20 protein-coding genes are annotated in these 21,978 nt (G+C 69.9%); 13 read left to right on the forward strand and 7 right to left on the reverse strand.

The window, feature by feature from the left end:
• Positions 1-85: 85 nt before the first annotated feature.
• The 3 genes from IM778_RS08725 to IM778_RS08735 form a co-directional block, all read right to left on the reverse strand.
• Positions 86-298, reverse strand: coding sequence for a KTSC domain-containing protein (locus IM778_RS08725; RefSeq protein ID WP_194411606.1), 213 nt, complete (start codon positions 296-298; stop codon positions 86-88).
• A 61-nt stretch (positions 299-359) separates the two neighbouring features.
• Positions 360-1,397: an alpha/beta fold hydrolase gene (locus tag IM778_RS08730; protein WP_194411607.1), complete on the reverse strand. Its 1,038-nt coding sequence runs from the start codon at positions 1,395-1,397 to the stop codon at positions 360-362.
• Positions 1,394-3,787, reverse strand: a complete 2,394-nt coding sequence (locus IM778_RS08735) for a GMC oxidoreductase (protein ID WP_194411608.1) — start codon at positions 3,785-3,787, stop codon at positions 1,394-1,396. The genes IM778_RS08730 and IM778_RS08735 overlap by 4 nt, the downstream gene beginning before the upstream one ends.
• Before the next feature lie 345 nt (positions 3,788-4,132).
• Here IM778_RS08735 and IM778_RS08740 point away from each other — a divergent pair, with 345 nt between their 5' ends.
• The 3 genes from IM778_RS08740 to IM778_RS08750 are packed head-to-tail and all read left to right on the forward strand — an operon-like array spanning position 4,133 to position 8,239.
• Entirely contained in the window at positions 4,133-5,971 is a 1,839-nt protein-coding gene (locus tag IM778_RS08740) for a peroxidase family protein (RefSeq protein WP_228484810.1), read from the forward strand.
• A 10-nt stretch (positions 5,972-5,981) separates the two neighbouring features.
• Entirely contained in the window at positions 5,982-7,352 is a 1,371-nt protein-coding gene (locus IM778_RS08745) for a cytochrome P450 (RefSeq protein ID WP_194411609.1), read from the forward strand.
• A complete protein-coding gene (locus IM778_RS08750) occupies positions 7,349-8,239 on the forward strand; it encodes an alpha/beta hydrolase (protein ID WP_194411610.1) in 891 nt (296 codons plus the stop codon). Before IM778_RS08745 ends, IM778_RS08750 begins: the two co-directional genes overlap by 4 nt.
• A 48-nt stretch (positions 8,240-8,287) precedes the next feature.
• On the opposite strand, the gene IM778_RS08755 is transcribed toward IM778_RS08750, so the two are convergent.
• Both IM778_RS08755 and IM778_RS08760 read right to left on the reverse strand, forming a co-directional pair.
• Positions 8,288-9,742, reverse strand: a complete 1,455-nt coding sequence (locus IM778_RS08755; RefSeq protein ID WP_194411611.1) for a hypothetical protein — start codon at positions 9,740-9,742, stop codon at positions 8,288-8,290.
• 19 nt (positions 9,743-9,761) lie between these two features.
• The gene (locus IM778_RS08760) at positions 9,762-10,886 is read right to left on the reverse strand and encodes an alpha/beta fold hydrolase (protein WP_194411612.1); all 1,125 of its coding nucleotides are present in this window, start codon (positions 10,884-10,886) and stop codon (positions 9,762-9,764) included.
• A gap of 180 nt (positions 10,887-11,066) precedes the next feature.
• Here IM778_RS08760 and thrS point away from each other — a divergent pair, with 180 nt between their 5' ends.
• Positions 11,067-13,070 carry a threonine--tRNA ligase gene (gene thrS / locus IM778_RS08765; RefSeq protein ID WP_420488851.1) on the forward strand — a complete coding sequence of 668 codons (2,004 nt, stop codon included), beginning with the start codon at positions 11,067-11,069 and terminating at the stop codon, positions 13,068-13,070.
• Positions 13,067-13,618 (forward strand): HIT family protein, encoded by a 552-nt coding sequence (locus tag IM778_RS08770; RefSeq protein WP_194411613.1) that lies wholly within the window; start codon positions 13,067-13,069, stop codon positions 13,616-13,618. The genes thrS and IM778_RS08770 overlap by 4 nt, the downstream gene beginning before the upstream one ends.
• Positions 13,619-13,718: 100 nt before the next feature.
• On the opposite strand, the gene pdxY is transcribed toward IM778_RS08770, so the two are convergent.
• Together pdxY and IM778_RS08780 are read right to left on the reverse strand one after the other, a co-directional pair.
• Positions 13,719-14,570, reverse strand: coding sequence for a pyridoxal kinase PdxY (gene pdxY, locus IM778_RS08775; RefSeq protein ID WP_194411614.1), 852 nt, complete (start codon positions 14,568-14,570; stop codon positions 13,719-13,721).
• Between the two features lie 8 nt (positions 14,571-14,578).
• The gene (locus IM778_RS08780; protein WP_228484811.1) at positions 14,579-15,934 is read right to left on the reverse strand and encodes an aminotransferase class I/II-fold pyridoxal phosphate-dependent enzyme; all 1,356 of its coding nucleotides are present in this window, start codon (positions 15,932-15,934) and stop codon (positions 14,579-14,581) included.
• A gap of 111 nt (positions 15,935-16,045) precedes the next feature.
• On the opposite strand from IM778_RS08780, the gene pdxS reads away from it, so the two are divergent.
• From pdxS to IM778_RS08820, 8 genes are all read left to right on the forward strand, one after another.
• Positions 16,046-16,936: a pyridoxal 5'-phosphate synthase lyase subunit PdxS gene (gene pdxS / locus IM778_RS08785; protein ID WP_194411615.1), complete on the forward strand. Its 891-nt coding sequence runs from the start codon at positions 16,046-16,048 to the stop codon at positions 16,934-16,936.
• Positions 16,930-17,532, forward strand: coding sequence for a pyridoxal 5'-phosphate synthase glutaminase subunit PdxT (gene pdxT / locus IM778_RS08790; RefSeq protein ID WP_194411793.1), 603 nt, complete (start codon positions 16,930-16,932; stop codon positions 17,530-17,532). Before pdxS ends, pdxT begins: the two co-directional genes overlap by 7 nt.
• A gap of 87 nt (positions 17,533-17,619) precedes the next feature.
• Entirely contained in the window at positions 17,620-18,141 is a 522-nt protein-coding gene (locus IM778_RS08795; protein WP_194411616.1) for a hypothetical protein, read from the forward strand.
• Between the two features lie 137 nt (positions 18,142-18,278).
• Positions 18,279-19,040: a YebC/PmpR family DNA-binding transcriptional regulator gene (locus tag IM778_RS08800; protein WP_194411617.1), complete on the forward strand. Its 762-nt coding sequence runs from the start codon at positions 18,279-18,281 to the stop codon at positions 19,038-19,040.
• 89 nt (positions 19,041-19,129) lie between these two features.
• Positions 19,130-19,693: a crossover junction endodeoxyribonuclease RuvC gene (gene ruvC, locus IM778_RS08805; RefSeq protein ID WP_194411618.1), complete on the forward strand. Its 564-nt coding sequence runs from the start codon at positions 19,130-19,132 to the stop codon at positions 19,691-19,693.
• Positions 19,694-19,761: 68 nt separating this feature from the next.
• Entirely contained in the window at positions 19,762-20,388 is a 627-nt protein-coding gene (gene ruvA, locus IM778_RS08810) for a Holliday junction branch migration protein RuvA (protein WP_194411619.1), read from the forward strand.
• On the forward strand, positions 20,381-21,409 hold the full coding sequence (gene ruvB / locus IM778_RS08815; RefSeq protein WP_194411620.1) for a Holliday junction branch migration DNA helicase RuvB: 1,029 nt from the start codon (positions 20,381-20,383) through the stop codon (positions 21,407-21,409). Before ruvA ends, ruvB begins: the two co-directional genes overlap by 8 nt.
• Positions 21,410-21,492: 83 nt before the next feature.
• Positions 21,493-21,951, forward strand: coding sequence for a preprotein translocase subunit YajC (locus tag IM778_RS08820; RefSeq protein WP_194411621.1), 459 nt, complete (start codon positions 21,493-21,495; stop codon positions 21,949-21,951).
• Positions 21,952-21,978: the final 27 nt, after the last annotated feature.

The raw sequence follows: 21,978 nt of genomic DNA on the forward strand, positions 1-21,978 counted from the left end.
CATCCGTCCGCACGCCGAGCGGTGACGTCGGCAGGTGCGTTCCCGGCGACGCCGGCGCGACCCCGAAGCGGGGGCCGCGCCGGCGTCATCGCACATGACGGGCCGGATAGACGTCCCGGATGCGGTCGCGGAAGAAGCGCCCGGCGCTGTCGGCGTCGAGCAGCCCGCGGTAGACCGCTCGCGGCACGGCGTAGTACCGGTACACCTCGCCAGAGGTGAACTCCAGTTCCAGCAGAGCGGTGTCGGGGTCGTACCCCGCCGACGCGATCGCGCTCGAGTCCAGATGCCTACGCCTCATCGGTCCGAGGCTACGCTCGCCGGCTCGCAAGGCGCGATCCGCGCCCGCGCTTCGCGAGGGTTCAGCGATTGAGCTCGGCCAGCATGCGCGGGAACACGTCCACGTGCGCGCGTGCGCCCAGGAACACGTCGGCGTGGCCGTAGCCGTCGAGCAGGTGCAGCGTGTGGCGCCCCGGCTGATGGCGTTCCAGGAACGCGTGCGTCGCACGCTGGCTGTCCGGCAGGAACACCCGGTTGTGTGTGCCGGTGAACAGCGCGAACCGGGCGTCGGAGCGCGGCGGCGCCGCCGCGAAGCGCTCAGGCAGGCCATGGCGAGCGCGGACCGACACGAACTGACCGGCACGGTCGGAGGCGGCGAGCTGCGCGTAGAAGCTCATGGGCACGCGCCCGAACTCGGTCGATGCCCATTCGTGCGTGGCCGCGTCGATGTTCGCGTGGCGCCAGAGGGCGGGATGCCCGGACCCCAGTGCGAAGCTCGCCATGTTGCAGGTCGGATTGCCGCACTCGGGGTGCCACAAGCGCACCGCGTTCCGGGTGACGCGGGGCACGAGTCGCTCCGGTCCGTCCCGCCACGGGATGTCGACGTACGCGTTGCCGCGCTGCAGTACGGGACGCAGCGCGTGCAGCTTCACTCGTGAGAACGGCCGGAGCGACGGATGCAGCGACACCGCGTTCGAGACGATCACCTCGATCTCGGGCACGAGGCCGGCGACGACGGCCATGCTGAGACTCGTCGATCCCTGGCAGTGCGCGATCGCCCTGAGCGTGCCGGACCCCGTGCGTTCGAGGATGTACCGCACCGCCGCCGGGTGGTCGTAGAGCGCGACGTCGTCGAGGGTCCACGGCAGCGGGCCGAAGTCGATCGATCCGCGCCAGTTCAGCATCCAGACGTCCCAGCCGTCGGCCAGCAGAGCATCGACGAGCCCCTGCCGGGTCGGCGGCCGGAACGACTCGGCGCGCATGGCGACGCCGTGCACGAGCAGCACCGGGCCCTTGCTCGCGTCGAGGTCTCCGAGCACGCGGATGAGCGAGAGCGGTGCGCCGTCACCGGCCTCCAGGAAGTGGACCTCGTCCCGCACCCGTGACCGCACGGAAGTCATGACGGCTCCTTCGGCGCAGCGGCGGAGGCTGCGGGCTTGGGCCGCAGATAGGCATCCTTCATCGACATCGCGAAGAAGGTGCCGAATTTCGCGATCGAAGCGAGCGGACCGCCCCCGGAGCCGCGGAACGTGGTGAGCTGACGCGCGAAGTCCAGGGGGAGGATCCGCAGCACCCCTGCGCCGAAGACGTCGGCGTCGGCATCCTGCGCCCCTTCCGCGCCTGGGGGGACGTGTCCCCGCAACAGCGTGATGTACAGGGTCGACGTATCGGTCCACATGTCGAAGCCCTTGTCGTCGCGCACCGTCTTGAACCCGTACATCGTCACCGGCTCGCCCGACAGATCGCTGAACCAGAGGCGATAGCGCATCTCACGGTGCGCGCCGGCCGCGACGAACAGGTTCGCCCAGCCGCGCTGCACCGGCAGCCTCCCGCCCAGCACGTCGCAGTCGACGTATCCCTCCGCCACAGCGGTGTGGTCGTCGCCCGCGACGAAGCGGTCCACGTCGGGCGCGGTGATCGTGAGCTGGAACATGAACCGTTGCGTCAGCTGACGGCCGATCTCCCAGCCGGCGACCGGGTCGGTCTCGTCCAGTGCGAGGTAGCCCTTCATCTGCTCGGTGAACTCCATCCCGCGTCCGGCGACGGGATCGGCGGGCGCGGCGGACGCGGCGGGTGCCGCGCGCGAGGGGGTGCGCTGCGTGCGCGCCGGCACCGGTTTGGGATTCTCGAGGACGTGCTCGACGACGCGATCGGCCATCGCGGCGATCGTCAACGAGGGGTTGGGGCCCACCGGACCGGGCACGGCGGCGCCGTCGACCACGAAAAGACCCGGGTGGCCGAAGGACTCGCCCCAGCTGTCGACGACCCCGTCGTGCACGGCACGCCCCATGGGGGAGCCGCCGAGGGGGTGCACCGTGACGACGCGCTTCGTCCACCACAGCGGATTGTCGCGGAAGCGCCCGCCGAGGGACTGCGTGATCTGCTGCATCGTGGTGCGCATGGCGTCGAAGTACGCCTTGCTGGTGGCGGTCGTCCATTCGACGTCGAGCTCGCCGTCGGTCAGCTTGATGCGACCGTCCGGTGTGTCACGGCCCATACCGAGCAGAGGCAGCGAACTCGAGGTGAGGCGGCCCTGGCCGACGAGCTTGGCGACCTCGCCCGAGATCGTCGACTCGTTCCGGTTCGCCAGTCGGTGGGCCACGATCTGCGAGACGACGCTCGCCGCCCGTCGCATCGACGACGTGATCTGGGCGGTTTCGACCAGCCAGTTCGTGAACTCGGGGAAACCCGCCTCCTGGACGTAGTAGCCGCGGCCCTGGCCCTCGCCGTCGAGCCCGTCAGGCTGGCGGATGGCGGTGGTGATGACGGGTCCGTACGCCGGATCGAGGATCCGCGTGGCGCCGGACTCCGTCGTGGACTCCGCACCCAGGCAGAAGGTGATGAGGTCTCCGTTCCCGCTGAAGCGCGTGCCCAGCGCGCGACCGATCGCGGGCAGCGCGACGCGGTTCCGCAGCAGGAGGGACGTGGTGCCGAACGTGCCCGCTCCGAGGAACAGCTGTCCGCAGCGGATCACCTCGCGCGTGCGCTCGTACCGTCCGTCGGCGAGCATCTCGCCGTACCGCACATAGCGCACCTCGTAGCCGCCGCCGTCGAGGGGCGTGATGCCGTCGACGTCGCACAGTGTGCGCAGGTCGGCGCCGTAGCGTGCGGCGGCGGACAGGTAGTTGTGATCGAGGGTGTTCTTCGCGCCCTCGTTGCAGCCGATGTCGCATTCGCCGCACAGACGGCAGGTGAGGCGCGTGACGCCGTGGATGTTCCCGTACTCGGGCGTTTCGACGATCTGCTTCTGCAGCGCCTCGGCACCGGGGCGCACCGAGAACGAGATCGCCAGCGGCGGTGAGAAGGCCTCGAGCCCCAGCTTCTCTGCGACCTCTCGCAGCGCCTGGGCCTTCGGCAGATCGGGATAGGGGTTGGGCGCGGGGGTCATCATGGCCTCGACGGCGTCGTAGTGCCGGTCGAGCTCGTGGCGGCCGATCGGCCAGTTCTCGTAACCGCCTCCCGGAAGCGGCGAGTCGTGAACGAACCACTTCTCGTCCTTGCGCAGCAGCACGTTCGCGTAGATGAGCGACCCGCCGCCGAGCCCGGACGACACGATGGCCTCCAGCTTGCGGAACGAGCGGATGTCGAACAGTCCGAGAAGCTCGTCCTTCGGCTCCCAGAACGCCCTGCTCATCTCATACGGGTTGCGCGCGAAGCTCCCGGGCGGGTACGCGCGTCCGCGTTCCAGCACCACGACCGATCGGCCCGCTTCGGCCAGACGGTACGCCGACACCGACGCACCGAAACCGGATCCGACGACGACCGCGTCGACGTACTCGACGGCGCCCATCTCAGCGCGTCTCCGGGGAACACCCGGCATCGTGCCGGCGGAAGGGATCGTGGTGCGACGGGATCATCGGCTCGCTCTCTCGGGGATCGACGACTGGACCGGGCCAGGCGACACACTGGAAGGAGACAGGGCCGGCGCCGCAGATACATGCCGCACCGGCGATGATCCGGTCCCACGTGGGACACAACCTAGTGACCTCTCACGGCAGGCCGCAACGGATGCGTCGCGACGGGCGAGGAAACCCGATGTACGAACCATGGCCGGTCGGTGCTCTCTTCACTATGATTCGGGCAGATCCACTGACCTGCCCTCCTGCGAATCCCGCCGGCTGTGAGGAGAACCTAGGTGTTGCGAAGCTTCTACGCACGGATCAACCGCCGCCGACCCTGGCACCGGCTGCCGTTCCTCCTCGGGTTGTTCAACCTGATCGCGCTGCGGGACGAGCTGCGTGAGCAGAACCTCCACGACACCCGTTCTCCGGGCGACCCCGCGCGGACGACGGCGGTGACGACGGATGCAGCGACCGACGAGCAGCGGCGGTTCCGCACCCCGGACGGCTCCTACAACGACCTCTCCGATCCCGACATGGGGCGCGCAGGCACGCGCTTCGCACGCAACGTCCCTCTCGCGCACGCGTGGCCGGCCGAGGGCGACGAGCTGATGACGCCCAATCCGCGCGAGATCAGCCGCCGGCTGATGAGACGCGACGCCTTCACGCCGGCGACGTCGCTCAACCTCCTGGCCGCCGCGTGGATCCAGTTCCAGACCCACGACTGGTTCGCGCACGGCCGCGAGCCCGCCGACGTGCTCGAGATCGACATCGCCGAGGACGACGACTGGTTCGAGTCGCCCATGCGCGTGCCGAGGACCAAGGCCGACGACACTCGCACCGACGCCGACCGCGACCTTCCGCCGACCTACCTCAACAGCCAGTCCCACTGGTGGGACGCGTCGGCGATCTACGGAAGCACCGCCCAGCGCCGCGACGAGGTGCGCAGCCACGTCGACGGAAAGCTGGTGCTCAAGGACGGGCACCTCCCACTGGACCCCGAGACCGGCGTCGCGCTCACCGGGTTCAGCGAGAACTGGTGGGTCGGACTGGGCCTGCTGCACACCCTGTTCACACTGGAGCACAACGCGGTGTGCGACCGTCTGAAGGCCGAGCACCCGGGCCTGACCGACGACGAGCTGTTCGGCATCGCCCAGCTGGTGATCTCGGCTCTCATCGCGAAGATCCACACCGTGGAGTGGACGCCCGCGATCATCTCGCACCCGGTCCTCAAAGTCGCCATGCGGGCGAACTGGTGGGGGCTGGCCGAAGAGAAGCTGCACCGCCTTTTCGGGCGGATCAGCAAGAGCGAGGTGATCAGCGGCATTCCGGGTTCGGCCTCCGACCACCACGGGAGCCCGTACCAGCTCACCGAGGAGTTCGCCGCGGTCTACCGCCTCCACCCGCTTCTGCCCGACACGCTCGAGGTGCACTCCGTCGACGACGGCTCGCTCCTGGACAGCATGGACTTCCCCGAGATCATCCTGCTCAACGCGCACCGGGTGCTCACGTCGGGCACGCGCGTGGCGGATCTCTGGTATTCGTTCGGGGTGCAGCATCCGGGTGCCGTGCAACTGCACAACTTCCCGCGGTGGATGCAGGACATCACGCTTCCCGACGGTCTGCGGCTCGACCTCGCGGCCCTCGACATCATGCGGGACCGCGAGCGCGGGGTGCCTCGCTACAACGAGTTCCGCCGGCAGCTGCATCTGCGGCCGGCGGCGACCTTCGACGAGCTCACCGACAACCCGGTGTGGGCCCGTGAGCTGGAGGAGATGTACGCCGACGTCGAGAAGGTGGACCTCCAGGTGGGCATGCACGCCGAGACTCCGCCGCGGGGCTTCGGCTTCAGCGACACCGCGTTCCGCGTCTTCATCCTGATGGCGAGCAGGCGCCTGAAGAGCGACCGGTTCATCACGGACTGCTACACCGAGGAGTACTACACCAAGACCGGCATGCAGTGGATCGCCGACAACGACATGCGCAGCGTGCTGCTGCGGCACTATCCCCAGCTCGCTCCGGCGCTGGCCGGGGTCGACAACGCGTTCGCACCGTGGAAGGTCCGCACGTCCGAGCGCACGACACCCCAACAGGCTGCGACGGCGGGCGCCGATCCGGCAGCGGCCGCGAGCTGAGGGACTTCCGATGACCACCACCAGAGGCGGCCGCGCACCGCGCCCCCTGCCGCCCGGCCGGTTCGGCGCACCGTGGCTGGGCGAGACGCTCGCGCTCGTGCGGAGCAACCACGGGTTCTACAAGGACCGCCTGGCCGCGTATGGCCCGATCTTCAAGACGCGGCTGTTCGGCAGCGACTTCGTCGTGTTCTCAGGACACGAGGCGTTCCACGTCTTCGCCACCGATCCCCGCATCGAACGCGGCGATGCCGACCCGATCACGGCCGAGAAGATGTTCCGGGGTTCGCTGGCGCTGATCGACGGCGATGAGCACCACCTCCGGAAGGCGCTGATGCTGCGGGGGGTGGGGTTCCGCTCGGCGATCGAGGCCTACGTGCCACGGATGCAGCAGCTGATCGGGGAGGTCGTCTCCGGGTGGATGTCGCGTCCCGGGCCGATCACGATCCAGCCGGACCTGCAGCGGCTGGCCGCCCGGATGACGGGCGCCCTGTACACCGGCGACGAGAGCGAGGAGGCCGCCGCCGAGATCGACGCCGCCTCCGCCGATGCACGGGATGCCTTCATGACGCTTCCGGTGCCGTTGCCCTGGACGAAGTTCGGTCGCGCGATCAAAGGACGCGACCGGCTCGCGCGGGCGGTCGACGTCGCCGTCGCCCGCCACCAGGACGGCGAGTTCGACGACATCACCTCCCGGCTGCTGGCCGCCGCGCGGGACGCCGAGGTTCCGATCGACGCCGTCAAGGGCGATCTGCGCCACCTGATCTTCGCAAGCCAGGGCGGCTACTTCGTGCCGTTCGTGCTGGTCACGATGGTGCTGGCGCAGCACCCGGACATCCGCGAGCGCGCCCGCGAGGAGGTGCTGCGCATCGCCCCGGAGGGAGAGGTGACCCTCGACCAGCTGCAGCGGATGGACTACCTCGAGCAGGTGTCGAAAGAGCTTCGCCGCTACTTCGCGATGAACTCCGCGACGTTCTTCGGGCGCGTGAAGGAGCCGATGGAGGTCGGCGGGTACCGTATCCCGGCCGGATGGGGCGCGATCGGCGGCATCCACATCAACATGCGCAATCCCGACGTCTTCCCGGACCCCGACCGGTTCGACCCGTCACGCTTCGAGCCGGCGCGCGAGTCCGCGCTGCCGCCCGGAAGCTATGTACCGCACGGCGACGGCCACGCGACGCATCATCGATGCCCCGGCGAGAACATCGTCACGGTCGCGGTGCAGCTGTACCTGACCCTCCTGCTGCGGCACGCGACATGGACGCTGCCCGACCAGGACCTCACGCTCACCAACGAGTTGTTCCCGCTGCCGGTGAGCGGGCTGGCCGTGGACTTCCGCGCGCACGTTCCGGCCGTGCCCGCAGCCGGGGAGACGAAGCCGTGACCGAGAAGCAGCCCCGCGGGCTCGCGAAGCTCCCCGTGCTGGTGCGCCTGATGGTCTGGGGTCGCGTGCTGCCCCCGACCCGCACGCCGGCGGAGGTGGAGCTGGCGTTCGAGGACGTCGCTTTCTCGTCGACAGACGGCGTCGCGCTGCGCGGGTGGTTCGTGCCCGCCGCGTCCGAGCGCCGGCCGGTCATCGTGTTCGTGCACGGCTGGCTGTGGAACCGCACCGGGAACGTGGCCGGGCAGGTGCCGTTCCACGACGTCGACGTCGACTTCCTGCCGATCACCCGCACCCTGCACGACGCCGGGTACCACGTGCTGCTGTTCGACCTCGCCGGGCACGGCGACAGCCAGCCGCGTCCGCCGCTCACGTACGGGCCGCACGAGGCGCGCGACTTCGCGGGCGCCGTGGCGTACCTGCGCACGCGCGACGACGTCGACGCGGAGCGCATCGGCGTGATCGGCACCTCGGCCGGCGGGAACACCGCGATCTACGGCATCCCGCAATGCCAGCCGATCCGGGCACTGCTCGCTGTGCAGCCGACGCGTGTGCCGCGATTCAACCGACGGTTCGCCCGCACCGAGCTCGGACCGCTCGGCCCCCTCGCAGCCCGCGGCATCGACCTGATCTATCTGGCGATGCGCGCGCCGCTGCCGAGCCGGCACGACCCCGGTCAGGTGGCGCCGCTGCTGGGCGAGACCGTCGTGCAGTACGTGCAGGGCACCGGCGATCCGTGGGGCGAGATGGCGGTCGTCGAGGAGTTCTCGCGGCGCACGCCGCGATCCCTCGGCGTGCAGACCCACCCCTCGACAGGCCGCTATGAGGGCTACCGCTACATCAACGAGCGCGCCGACGACGTCGTGGCCTTCTTCGACGAGCACGTGTGACGCACCGGGCCCGGTGCGCAGCGGCACGCCGGGCCCGGTGCTCGCAGCTCAGCGGTGCCAGAGCCCGTCGTGAGCCGCCTGGCGGGTGTACTGCGCCGGATCGAAGTAGCGGTCGTAGTACTCCATCTCGAGGTGCGAGAACTGCAGCCACATCCCGGGCGTGTAGAACGCGTCGACGTGTGCCGGGAAGCGTCCGTACGTGTCCCAGATGTAGTTGCAGATCTCTTTCGTGTAGGCGACCTCTTCGGGCCCGAAGCGCGTGCCCTTCTCCACGAACGCGCGTGCGTCATCGCGGTTGCGATAGGGGCGGGCGAAGACGTCCTGGTTGCCGTACGCCGCGCCGGTCGCGCTGTACTTGGACTCGATGACCCGGTCGACGGCCTCGTCCATGGATGACACGTAGGGCGGAGTCAGTCCCTCGAGGATGCCGTCGATGCCGACGGGGTTCGCCTGCGAGGCGGGGACGGGCGGCCACTTCCGGTGCTTCTTGGGCTCCTCGAGGCGGAAGCCGAGACCGTGCCACCCCTTCGCCTCATCCTGCTGCCAGATGTACGGCGGGAACACCGAGCCGTGGATCCATCCGCCGAGACCCATCGCCTGGCCGAGCAGCATGAGGTTCTGGAAGTAGAAGAACGCCTCGTAGTCGGTGCGCATGGCGCCGGCGAAGCCGAGCGGCGCCTGGCTGTCTGCGCTGACGTAGCCGCTGCGCACGCGCGACAGCCCGCCGATCGGGTGGTACGGGATCTTCGGGGTGATGCCGAGCCCGCTGCCGATCTTCGCCATCCACTCCACGAACCCGCGCGGATGGAAGGTGCGCCAGTCGTCGAGGAACAGCGGGCGCATGCCGCCCGGCTCCGTCAGGAGGATGAGGATCGCGTTGATGTACTGCCACGTGCAGTCGACGACCGGGAAGAAGACGGTGGTGCCCGGGGCGTTGGATGCCTGGTTGTTCCAGCCGAGGTAGTACGGCCACTCCCGCGGGAAGCTGAGGCGCCGGTCCGATACGCGGACGAGGCACTCGTCCGCCGCGGCGATCCAATCCGCGTCCGACCAGTCGCCCCAGCGCGGCGGCAGTTCCTTCAGGAGCTCGAGCGCACGCTTCCCGCGTGGAGCGCGCAGCAGGAAGATGCCGTCATCGTTGATCATGAAGAAGTGCGTCGCCTGGGCGTTGTCGGCACTGCTTCCGGTGCGCGCCATGATGTTCAGGAACGGCGTGCCGAGCTCGTCCACGCCGTTGTGCTCGACGAGCGGTCCGTCGTGCGTCGTGACGCCGGTGATGCCGGTGATGCACGTGATGAGGATCGCCTCCTCCAGCTTGCTGAGCGGGGCCGGCGGGTTGTGGCTCTCGTGGCTCAGCGGCCCGGCGTTGACCGAGAAGCCGCGGGGGATCCGACGCGTGCGCCGCTCCGTCAGCGCCGACAGGAACGGGTACTGCGCCAGATCGGCGAGCGCCGGGTGCGCCGATGCCGCCGCTGCGGCGCTGGCCTGATCGATCGTGCTCATCGCGGGGTCCTCGTTCCGGTCAGTTGTGGGTGTCGAGCTGGGCGGTGATCACCGGATAGACGTCGCGCGCGGCATCCTGTCCGATGAAGAGATCCATGTGTGCGTAGCCGGGGACCACGTGGCGGCTGTAGTACTCCGGGCCGTTGCGCTCGCTCAGCTCGCGAAAGGTGAGGGCGCTGCCCTCCGGCACGAAGAGGCGGTTGTTCTCCCCGTGGAGGAACGCGATCGGCACGCGCAGTCCTGTCACGTCGTCGAGATAGTCGTGCGCGCCGTCCATGCTGATCGCGTGATCGGCGCGGAGGATCTTCGTGATGTGACGCAGCGTCGTCATGTTCGCGACGCCGAACGCCTCCTCGAGATGGTCGTGCGTCGCCTCGTTGAGATGGTCGTGCTCGTAGACCTCGCCGTACATGAACATCACGCGGCGGCAGAACGGGCGTTCGCACGGCTCGTCGCCCGACGGGTAGAGCGCGAGGGCCTTGTCGTACAGCGTCTCGAGCCACGACGGATCGTCGTCGATCTCGGTGGTCAGGGTGTCGATCCCGAGCGCCTGGATGAGATCGCCCGCATAGATGCCCGCGCGCAGCTCGTTCAGGGTGCCGGCACGCGGGTGGAGCGTGACCTGGGACGCGACGGCCGACCGCACGCCCTGAAGGCCCAGGCCCAGGGCCATGAGCATCGTGAGAGACCCCACGCAGTGCGCCATGATCTGCACCGAGTCGGCGCCGCTGATCTCGCGCACCGTCTCGACAGCCGCCGGATAGTCGTAGCGGGCGATGTCATCGAGCGTGAACTGGGTGCCGCCGGAGGGGAGCGCGGGACTCGCGCGGTAGTCGAGGACCCACACGTCGTAGCCGTGTTCATGGAGGTACTCGGGGAAGTTCGTGTCGGTCGTGTCGATCGTGTACGCGAGGGCGGACGTGCCGAACCCGGGGGAGAGGATCACCGGCCCCTTGGTCCCGCCTTCGAAACGGGTGAGCCGCAGGGTCACGCCGTCCTCGGTGCTGAACTCGTGGATCGCCGGCTCGCCGCATCGGAGCGGCCTGCGCACGCGCGCCGTGGCCGTCGTGTCTCCGGCGTCGGGCGGCCAAGCCTCCCGCCGCGGGGGGAGATCGTCCGTCGTCGTGGTCTCGCCGTCGCTCATATCGACCCCTTGCCATCTCGAACCGAGTGCGGATGCCGCGCGGAGTGCGTCGCGACAGGCAGCCTCTCGAACCATGGGGCGACGACGGGGTCAGCATATTGCCCGGAGTGCGTTCGCGTCACGAAGTTGTGGAGCACGCGGCGGACGGCGTGATACGTCCGGGACGATAGCCTGGATGCCGTGTCTGACGCCGTGTCCTACCCCGCCGATGGGTTCGCCCTCTTCCCCGATCGCTCCGTCGTCGCCCTGCGCGTCAACGGCGAGCTGAAGGACCTCGCCACGACGGTCCACGCGACGGATGCCGTGGAGCCGATCACCATCGACAGCCCGGACGGGCTCGCGATCCTCCGTCACTCGACGGCTCACGTGCTCGCGCAGGCCGTGCAGCGAATCCACCCGCAGGCGAACCTGGGCATCGGCCCGCCGATCACGGACGGCTTCTACTACGACTTCGGCGTCGAGCATCCGTTCACACCCGAGGATGTGAAAGCCATCGACAAGGAGATGCAGCGCATCGTCCGCGAGGGCCAGCGGTTCGTCCGCCGCGTCGTGACCGAGGAGGAGGCGCGCGCCGAGCTCGCCGCCGAGCCGTTCAAGCTCGAGCTCATCGATCTCGCAGGCGGCCCCGGGTCCGGCGCGGATGCCGCCGAGGGCGCGTCCGTCGAGGTCGGCGCCGGCGAGCTCACCATCTACGACAACGTCAACCGCGACGGCGAGACGGTCTGGAAGGACCTCTGCCGCGGGCCGCATCTGCCCAGCACCCGCATGATCGGCAACGGCTGGGCGCTGCAGCGCATCGCGGGCGCGTACTGGCGAGGCAGCGAGAAGAACCCGCAGCTGCAGCGCATCTACGGCACCGCCTGGCCGAGCAAGGACGAGCTGCGCGCCTACCAGACGCGCCTCGAGGAGGCCGCCAAGCGCGACCACCGCAAACTCGGCAAGGAGCTCGACCTGTTCTCGTTCCCGGACGAGATCGGCTCGGGCCTGTCGGTGTGGCACCCGCGCGGAGGCGTGGTCCGCGGTGAGATGGAGCAGCACGCGCGCCGCCGGCATGTGGCGGGCGGCTACACCTACGTGTACACGCCGCACATCTCGAAGGAGGACCTGTTCCTCACCTCGAACCACCTCGTCACGTACAAGGAGGGCATGTTCCCGCCCATCGTGATGGACGAGGAGCGCGACGCGCAGGGCGAGATCGTCAAGCACGGCCAGGACTACTACCTGAAGCCGATGAACTGCCCGATGCACATCCTCATCTACAAGGAGCGGGCTCGCAGCTACCGCGATCTTCCGATGCGACTCGCCGAGAACGGGACGGTGTACCGCAACGAGCTGTCGGGAGCGCTGCATGGCCTCACCCGGGTGCGCGGCTTCACGCAGGACGACTCGCACCTGTTCGTCACCCCCGAGCAGCTCGAGGAGGAGGCCACCCGAGTGCTCGAGTTCGTCATCTCGATGCTGCGTGACTTCGGTCTGGACGAGTTCGAGCTCGAACTGTCGATGCGCGACGACGAGAAGGACAAATGGATCGGCTCGGACGAGTTCTGGGAGTACTCGACCGATGCGCTGCGCAATGTCGCCGTGGCGAGCGGACTGAAGCTCACCGAGGTGCCCGGCGAAGCGGCGTTCTACGGGCCGAAGATCGACCTGAAGACCCGTGACGCGATCGGACGCGTGTGGCAGCTGTCCACGGTGCAGGTCGATCCCAACCTGCCCGAGCGCTTCGAGCTCGAGTACACCGACCGCGACGGCCAGAAGAAGCGGCCCATCATGATCCACCGGGCGCTCTTCGGCTCGATCGAGCGATTCTTCGCGATCCTGCTGGAGCACTACGCCGGCGCGTTCCCGGTGTGGCTCTCGCCGGTCCAGGTCGTCGGCATCCCGGTCGCCGAAGAGTACGCCGACTACCTCGGCGACGTGGTGCGACAGCTGCAGGAGGAGGGCGTGCGCGCCGAGCTCGACCACTCCGACGACCGCATGCAGAAGAAGATCCGCACCCACACGACGCAGAAGGTGCCGCTGCTGCTCATCGCGGGCGAACAGGACCGCTCCGCCGGCACGGTGTCGTTCCGCTTCCGCGACGGCTCACAGGAGAACGGCGTGCCGATCGCCGACGCCGTCCGCCGCGTGCGGGACGCGATCTCGTCGCACGCGCTCGTCGGCACCGCGGAGGACTTCGCGTGAGCGACGACCCCGCGCTCGTCGACGCAGCGACGCTCGCCGGGGTGCCCGACGAGTTCCAGCGGCTGTGGACTCCTCACCGCATGGCGTACATCAAAGCGGGGCCGGAGGAGCTGCGCAGCGAGTGCCCGTTCTGCGAGGCGCCGCGCAAGTCCGACGAAGACGGGCTCATCGTGTTCCGCGGGGCCACCGCCTATGCGCTGCTCAACCTCTTCCCGTACAACTCGGGCCACCTGCTGGTGTGTCCGTACCGCCACATCGCGACCTACGATCAGGCGACGCCTGAGGAGGTCGCCGAGATCGGAGAGCTGACGCAGCAGGGCATGCGCGCACTGCGTCAGGTGTCGCGCTGCGACGGATTCAACATCGGCATGAACCAGGGCCACGTCGCCGGCGCGGGCGTGGACGAGCACCTGCACCAGCACATCGTTCCGCGGTGGGCGTCCGACGCGAACTTCTTCCCGATCATCGCCAAGACGAAGGCGCTGCCCCAGCTGCTGGGCGACGTGCGCCGCGCCGTGGCCGGAGCCTGGCAGGGCACCGACCGTTGAGCGAAGAGCGCCGGCGACGAGACGAAGCGCCCTGAGCTCTCGACGACGTCGGGGGCGTTTCGTCTTCCTCGTCCCTCGGTCGCTCGCCGACCGGTCGGCGTCAGCGCACCCGCGCGACCTCGAACTGCATGCGGGGGTTCGCGTAAGCCTCCTGCGACTCGACGAGCTGCAGCTCGCGCTCGCCCGACGCATGCGTGCGCTCGAGCAGATCGAACACGCTCGACGTGGTGCGCGCGAGGGCGTCGGCGGCATCGCCGGTGCGTCGGTAGTGCGCCGTGAACAGCGCCGCCGTCACATCGCCCGAGCCGTTCGCCTTCATGGGGATGTGGGGAGTCGTGACGAGCCAGGCGCCGTCGTCGGTGACGGCGAGCATCTCGATCGTCCCTTCGGCGCGGTCCGGCCGCTCGACGCTCGTGACGAGGACGGTACGCGGTCCCATCGCGCGCGCGAGATCGGCTGACGCGAGGGTCGAGTCGAGATCGGCCGGGTCGGTCTCGGTGAGGAAGCCGAGCTCGAACTGATTCGGGGTGATGATGTCGGCCGCCGGCACGACGCGGTCCCGCAGGAGCACCGGGATCGCCGGGGCGACGAAGCAGCCGGACTTGGCGTTGCCCATGACCGGGTCGCACGCGTACGCGGCGTCGGGATTGGCCGCCTTCACGCGTGAGACCGCGTCGAGGATCACCTCGGCGATGCCCTCGCCGCCCTGGTACCCCGACAGCACGACGTCGATCTGGGGGAGCACCCCGCGCTCCTCGATGCCGGTGATGACCTCGCGCACGTCGTCGGGGCTGATGAGCGGGCCGCGCCACGCGCCGTAGCCGGTGTGGTTCGAGAAGTTCACTGTGTAGACCGGCATGACCTCGACGCCGATGCGCTGCAGCGGGAACACGGCTGCCGAGTTGCCGACGTGGCCGTAGGCGACTGCGGACTGGATCGAGAGGATCTTCACCCGCTCGATCATGCCACTTCGGCGGTCGCGAGCCGTCCACGCGCTGCGCGCACGGCCGCCGCGATGTCGCCGGCGAGCTGCTCGGCGTCGCGGTCGTCGAGATCATGGACGGTGAGCCGCAGCCGGCGCGAGGGGAGCTCGCCCGCGAGCACGAACTCGTCGCCGGTGCGCGCCAGCCACCCACGGCGCATCAGCTGCTCCGAGACCGAGCGCGCCGCGACCGGAAGGCTGATCCACAGGTTGAGGCCGTCGCCGGCGCGAGCCTGGATGCCGTGCGCGGTCAGCCGGCGTGCGAACGCATCGTTGCGGGCGGCATAGTGGGCGGCGGCGCGCTCGATCGCCGCCACGACCTCGGGGTCGGTGACGAGCGCCAGCGTGAGCCGCTGCAGCAGGTGGCTCACCCAGGTCGTGCCCGGTGTGAGCCTCATCGCGAGACGGTCCGCCGTCTCGGGGTCGGATGCCGTGACCGCCAGGCACATGTCGGGACCGAGGAACTTCGAGACCGAGCGCACCAGCGCCCACCGCTGGTGGTCGGGGCCGATGACCGAGTGGAAGGGCCGGCGCGAGAGCATCGAGAAGTGGTCGTCCTCGATCACGAGCACATAAGGGTGGTCGGCCAGCACGGCGCGCAGCTCTTCGGCGCGGCGCGCCGAGAGGCTCGCCCCCGTCGGATTCTGCGCACGCGGCGTGCACACCACGGCGCGGACGCCCTGCTCGAGCGCGGCGCGCAGCCCGGCCACCGTCATCCCCTCGTCGTCCACCGGCACCGCCACGGGCCGGTAGCCGCCGATGCGGGCCGTGTGGATGCTCGTGAGGAAGCAAGGGTCCTCCAGCGCGACGGCGTCATCGCGCGTGAGCGCCTGCGCGAGCAGTCGTTCGACGGCGTCCGCCGCTCCGCTGGTGACCGTCAGCCGCATCGATGCCGCCGGCGCGAGGCCCTCGCGCATCCACTCCCGGGCCCACCCCTCCAGCGCGGGGTCGATGACCGGCTCGCCATAGAGGACGGGGCGGCCCGCCATCCCCGTGAGCGCGCGCGAGGGGTCGGGAATGAGGTCGGGGTCGGGGTTGCCGGTTCCGACGTCGCGCAGCACGCTGTCGACGGCGAAGCCCTCCTGCGCCACCGGAGCGGGGTCGGCGACCCTCGTCCCGCCACGACCGCGCGTGACGACCACTCCTGCCTGCGTGAGCTGACGGTAGGCGGCCACCGCGGTGTTGCGGTTGACGCCGAGGCTCTCGGCGAGCGCGCGAACGGACGGGAGAGGGTCTCCGGGCCGGAGCCGGCCCCGCTCGACGAGCGCGCGCAGACTATCCGCGATCTCCGACGCGGAGCGGCCGCTGATATCGAGGTCCATGTCACCGTCCATGCCCTGCCGATTGTAGGGCGGAGTCCATGCTATCTTTTGGCCTAGGTCAATACCCGCATTGTCCTGACCACTCGCGCGTGCGTGTCACGCGCACCACCGAAGGGATCCCACGTGAGCACTGCCGACACGGGCACCGACCGCGTCAAGCGCGGCCTCGCCGAGATGCTGAAGGGCGGCGTCATCATGGACGTGGTCACGCCCGAGCAGGCCAAGATCGCCGAGGACGCCGGCGCTGTCGCCGTGATGGCGCTCGAACGCGTGCCCGCCGACATCCGCGCCCAGGGCGGCGTGTCGCGCATGAGCGATCCCGACATGATCGACGGCATCATCGACGCCGTGTCGATCCCGGTCATGGCGAAGGCGCGCATCGGCCACTTCGTGGAGGCCCAGGTGCTCCAGGAGCTCGGCGTCGACTACATCGACGAGTCCGAGGTGCTCTCGCCCGCCGACTACGTCAACCACATCGACAAGTGGAACTTCACCGTTCCTTTCGTATGCGGCGCGACCAACCTCGGCGAGGCCCTCCGGCGCATCAACGAGGGCGCCGCCATGATCCGCTCCAAGGGCGAGGCCGGCACCGGCGACGTGTCGGAGGCGACGAAGCACATCCGCAAGATCACCGGCGAGATCAACGTGCTCCGCTCGATGACCAAGGACGAGCTGTACGTCGCCGCGAAGGAGCTCCAGGCTCCGTACGAGCTGGTGGCAGAGATCGCCGCGACCGGCAAGCTTCCCGTCGTGCTGTTCGTCGCCGGCGGCGTCGCCACTCCGGCCGACGCCGCGATGATGATGCAGATGGGCGCCGACGGCGTGTTCGTCGGCTCCGGCATCTTCAAGTCGGGCAATCCCGCACAGCGCGCCGCCGCCATCGTGAAGGCCACGACGTTCTACGACGACCCCAAGGTCATCGCCGACGTCTCGCGCGGCCTGGGCGAGGCGATGGTCGGCATCAACGTGGCCGACCTGCCCGCTCCCCACCGCCTGGCCGAGCGCGGCTGGTGAGCGCAAGCCCCCGCATCGGCGTCCTCGCGCTGCAGGGCGACGTCCGTGAGCATGTGCGGGTGCTCACGGGCCTCGGCGCCGCCGTCACCCCGGTGCGGCGACCGTCCGAGCTCGCGGCCGTCGACGGGCTCGTCATCCCCGGTGGCGAGTCCAGTGTCATCGACAAGCTGTCGCGGGCCTTCGGCATGCGCGAACCGGTGCGCGAGGCGATCGCCGGCGGGCTGCCCGTCTACGGCACCTGCGCGGGGCTGATCCTGCTCGCCGACCGCATCGTCGACGGGATCGAGGGCCAGCAGACGTTCGGCGGCCTCGACGTCACGGTGCGGCGCAACGCGTTCGGCAGCCAGGTGGACTCGTTCGAGGTCGACCTCGACGTGCCCGTGCTCGGGGCGCCCGCGGTGCACGCCGTCTTCATCCGTGCCCCGCTCGTCGAGCAGGCGGGGACGGGCGTCGAGACCCTCGCAGCTCTCGAGGACGGGCGCGTCGTCGCGGTGCGGCAGGGGAGCATCCTGGGCACCTCGTTCCATCCCGAGATGACGGGAGACACCCGCTTCCACGGGCTGTTCCTCGACATGGTCCGCGCCGGCGCCTCATGACCTGCGGTGCGGCGACCGCGCGATCGCCGCACCGGCTGCGCGCGCCGGAGCGCGTGGATCGCGCCGCCCGAAGGTAGATTCTCAACCATGGCGATCAACGACTGGTGGCGTGCCCACCCGGAGGAGCGCTACTGGATGATCGCGCCGTCGCGCGGGGTCGTCGGCGATGCGCTCTCGGCTCCCAAGGCCGGTGAGGACCGTCGCTTCGAGTGGTCGCACGAGCTCGTGGGGTACACCGAGCCCGGCGACACGCTGTTCGTGTGGGACCGGACGCTGCCGGTTCCGGGGATCGCGGCGTGGGGGCGGGTGCTCGGTCCCCTCGGCGAGCAGTCCCGCGACCGCCGCGGCGAAGACCTCCCGCACTGGCGGATGCCGATCAGCGACACCCTGCGCCTCGCGACGCCGATCACCCTGCCCAGCCTGCGTCGCGTCGGCGGCGAGATCGTGGCGGTCCGGGAGCGCGTCGAGCAGCTCACGGACGGTCCCGTCTACTTCCCGTTCATCGGCTCTGCCGAGACCCTTGCCCCCGCACCCGCCTACCTGACGAAGGTGCCGCGCGACCTCGTCGCCCTGCTGTCGTCGCGCTTCGGCTTCGAGTTCGCGCTGTAGCGGGCGCGCGGGCGTCCGTCGCCGCCCGCGCGGGCACACCGCGGCATCGGGCCTAGAATGGTCTGTCGGACGGGCGGGACGCCGACGCGCGCAGCCGTCACCTGCCCCGCCGCCGACGAGCGCGATTCAGGAGGACCATGTCCGGGCATTCCAAGTGGGCGACGACCAAGCACAAGAAGGCCGTCATCGACGCGCGCCGTGCGAAGTCGTGGGCCAAGCTCATCAAGAACATCGAGGTCGCCGCGAAGCTCGGCGGACCCGACCTCCAGGGCAACCCGACGCTGTTCGACGCCGTGCTCAAGGCGAAGAAGACGTCCGTCCCCAAAGACAACATCGATCGTGCGATCAAGCGCGGCGCGGGCATCGGCGGCGAGTCGGTCGAGTACTCGTCGATCATGTACGAGGGCTACGGGCCCAACGGCGTCGCCCTCATGATCGAGTGCCTCACCGACAACAAGAACCGCGCGGCCGCTGAGGTGCGTACGGCACTGACGCGCAACGGCGGCACGCTCGCCGATCCGGGCAGCGTCGCCTACAACTTCACTCGGAAGGGCGTCATCGTGGTGGGCGGCGAAGACACCACCGAGGACGACGTCATGCTCGCCGTGCTCGAGGCCGGTGCCGAAGAGGTCGAGCCGCACGCGCAGGGCTTCGAGGTGATCACCGAGGCGAGCGACCTCGTCACGGTCCGCACCGCCCTCCAGGACGCCGGGATCGACTACGAGTCGGCCGACGTCGAGTTCGTCCCGAACCTCAAGGTCGAGATCGACGCCGACACGGCGCGCAAGATCTTCCGCCTGATCGACGCGCTCGAAGACAGCGACGACGTGCAGAGCGTCTACAGCAACTTCGACCTCACCCCCGAGGTGCAGGCCGAGCTCGAGAACGACGAGGACTGAGCGCGCGCAGAACGAACGGATGCCCCGGCCGGGCGCGCCTGGCCGGGGCATCCGTCGTCCTCGCCTAGCGTGGGGGAGTGGCTTCCGCAATGACTCGTGCGCCCCTGCGGGTCCTCGGGATCGACCCGGGGCTCACCCGGTGCGGCGTCGGCATCGTCGACGTGGCGCCGGACCGTTCCGCCGTGCTGGTGCACGTCGGCGTCGTCCGCTCCGATACGGACGCGCCGATCGAGGCGCGGCTCGCGGTGATCGCGGCAGGACTGCGCGCCGTGCTCGACGAGCACCGGCCCGATGTCGTCGCGGTCGAGCGCGTGTTCGCGCAGCACAACCGTCAGACCGTGATGGGCACGGCGCAGGCCAGCGGCATCGCACTGCTGGTCGCGGGGGAGCGCGGGCTCGCGGCGGCCACGCACACGCCGTCCGAGGTCAAGGCCGCCGTGACCGGGTACGGCAACGCCGACAAGCGCCAGGTGCAGACCATGGTGGCGCGCGTGCTGCGGCTGGACGAGCTTCCCAAGCCCGCCGACGCCGCGGATGCACTCGCGCTCGCCCTCTGTCACGCGTGGCGGGGAGCTCCCTCGGTCCCCGCTGCCGGCCCGCTCACTCCGGCGCAGCGCGCGTGGGCGGACGCCGAGCGCCTGGCGCGCCGGTGATCGCGGCGCACGCCGGCGCTTCGCGTGTCGCTCGAACAAACGTCCGAACCGCCGCGTAGGCTCGAGCCATGATCTCGTCAGTCCGCGGCACGGTCGTGCACGTCGATGCCGATTCCGTCGTCGTCGAGGTGGGAGGAGTCGGGCTGCACGTCGCGGTCACGCCCCAGGTGGCGCGCGCCGCGCACGTCGGCGACACGCTCCTGCTGCACACCAGTCTCATCGTCCGCGAGGACGCGCTGTCGCTGTTCGGCTTCGAGAGCCGCGAAGAGCTCACCGTGTTCACGCAGCTCCTGGGCGTGACGGGGGTCGGCCCGAAGTCCGCACTCGGCGTGCTCGCGACGCTCACGGTCCCGCAGATCGCCGACGCCGTGGCCGCCGACGACGACGCCCCGTTCCGCCGCGTGTCGGGCATCGGTCCCAAGACGGCGAAGCTCATCGTGGTTCAGCTGGCCGGCAAGATCGCGGCGTCGCGTCCTGCCGGCGCGGCGCGGACGGATGCCTCGGCCACCGCGGCCGTGCCCGCCCAGGTCGTGCAGGCGCTGGTCGGCCTCGGCTGGTCCGAACGCACGGCGGCCGAAGCCGTGGAGGCGGTCGCGAACGACGCCGCCGACCCCGATCGCGCCTCGGTCCCCGCGCTGCTTCGCCTCACGCTGGCCGCTCTCGGCCCCGCCCGGAAGGAGCCCGTGAGTGGTTGACGTGCGCGAGACGGGGGAGCCCGTCGACGAGACGGAGCTCGCGATCGAGGGGGCATTGCGTCCGGCATCGCTCGCGGAGTTCGTCGGGCAGCAGAAGGTGCGGGGGCAGATGCAGCTCCTGCTCGATGCGGCCCGCATCCAGCAGCGCCCCGCCGACCACATCCTCCTGTCAGGCCCTCCGGGGCTGGGAAAGACGACTCTCGCCATGATCGTGGCGCACGAGAGCAGCCGGCCACTGCGGCTGTCGAGCGGTCCTGCCATCCAGCACGCGGGTGACCTCGCAGCGCTCCTGTCGAGCCTCACGCCGGGCGAGGTGCTCTTCATCGACGAGGTGCACCGCATGGCGCGCTCGGCCGAAGAGATGCTGTATCTCGCGATGGAGGACTTCCGCATCGACATCATGGTCGGCAAGGGTGCGGGCGCCACGAGCATCCCGCTCGACCTGGCACCGTTCACACTCGTGGGCGCCACGACACGATCCGGTCTCCTGCCCAACCCGCTGCGCGACCGGTTCGGCTTCACCGCGCATCTCGAGTTCTACGAGCCGCACGAGCTCGAGCGCGTCATCGAGCGATCCGCCGCCATGCTGGGCGTGACCGTCCCGCCCGGGCCGCGCGCCGAGATCGCCCGCCGTTCCCGCGGCACCCCCCGTATCGCGAACCGGCTGCTGCGCCGCGTGCGCGACTACAGCATCGTGCACGGCAACGGGCGCGCGGCCGACGCCGACATCGTCCACGCCGCCCTCGACCTCTACGACGTCGACGCGATCGGGCTCGACCGGCTCGACCGCGCGGTGCTCGACGCGCTGGTGAGACGGTTCCAGGGCGGCCCGGTGGGCCTGAGCACGCTCGCGGTGGCCGTCGGCGAAGAGCCCGACACCATCGAGTCGGTCGTGGAGCCGTACCTCGTGCGCATAGGCTTCATGGGGCGCACGCCGCGAGGCCGCGTCGCCACGCCCGACGCGTACGCGCACCTGGGCGTGCCGGCGGTCGACTCGGTGCTCGGATTCGATGACCTATAATCACTGGAGGCTTTCGCCCACCCTCCTCCTGCAAGGCAGCGCCGCCCCGGCGCGTGCCTGACCCGAAAGGTGCTCTCACCTCCATGGACTTCGCCTCGTTCTTGAGCAATTACGGCCTCATCCTCCTGCTGGTCGTGCTCCTCGTGTTCATGTTCTGGAGCTCCCGCCGCAGGATGCAGAAGCAGAAGCTCGAGCAGGAGCAGAAGGCACGTCAGACCGTCCCCGGCGCCGAGGTGCTGCTGCAGGGCGGTCTCTACGGCACGATCGTGTCGTACGACCCCGACAACCTCGACCAGCCCGCCATCGTCGAACTCGCGCCGGGCGTCGAGATCAAGGTCCACAGCCAGGCGATCCTGCGCATCGTGAGCCCCACCGAGGGCGCCGTCAGCGAAGACGACTACCTCGCCGCGGAGGAGAGCCACGCCGAGTACGCCGAGGGGGTCGCCAGCGGCGACATCTCGTCGATCAGCGACGACCAGCACGCGGGCAAGACCGACGAGGCGGAGCCCGACGCCGATTCCGGCACCAAGCCGCGAGACTGACCGTCTGACCGACTGCCCACCGGGCAA

The sequence above is a fragment of the Microbacterium cremeum genome, from assembly GCF_015277855.1.
Lineage (GTDB): Bacteria > Actinomycetota > Actinomycetes > Actinomycetales > Microbacteriaceae > Microbacterium > Microbacterium cremeum.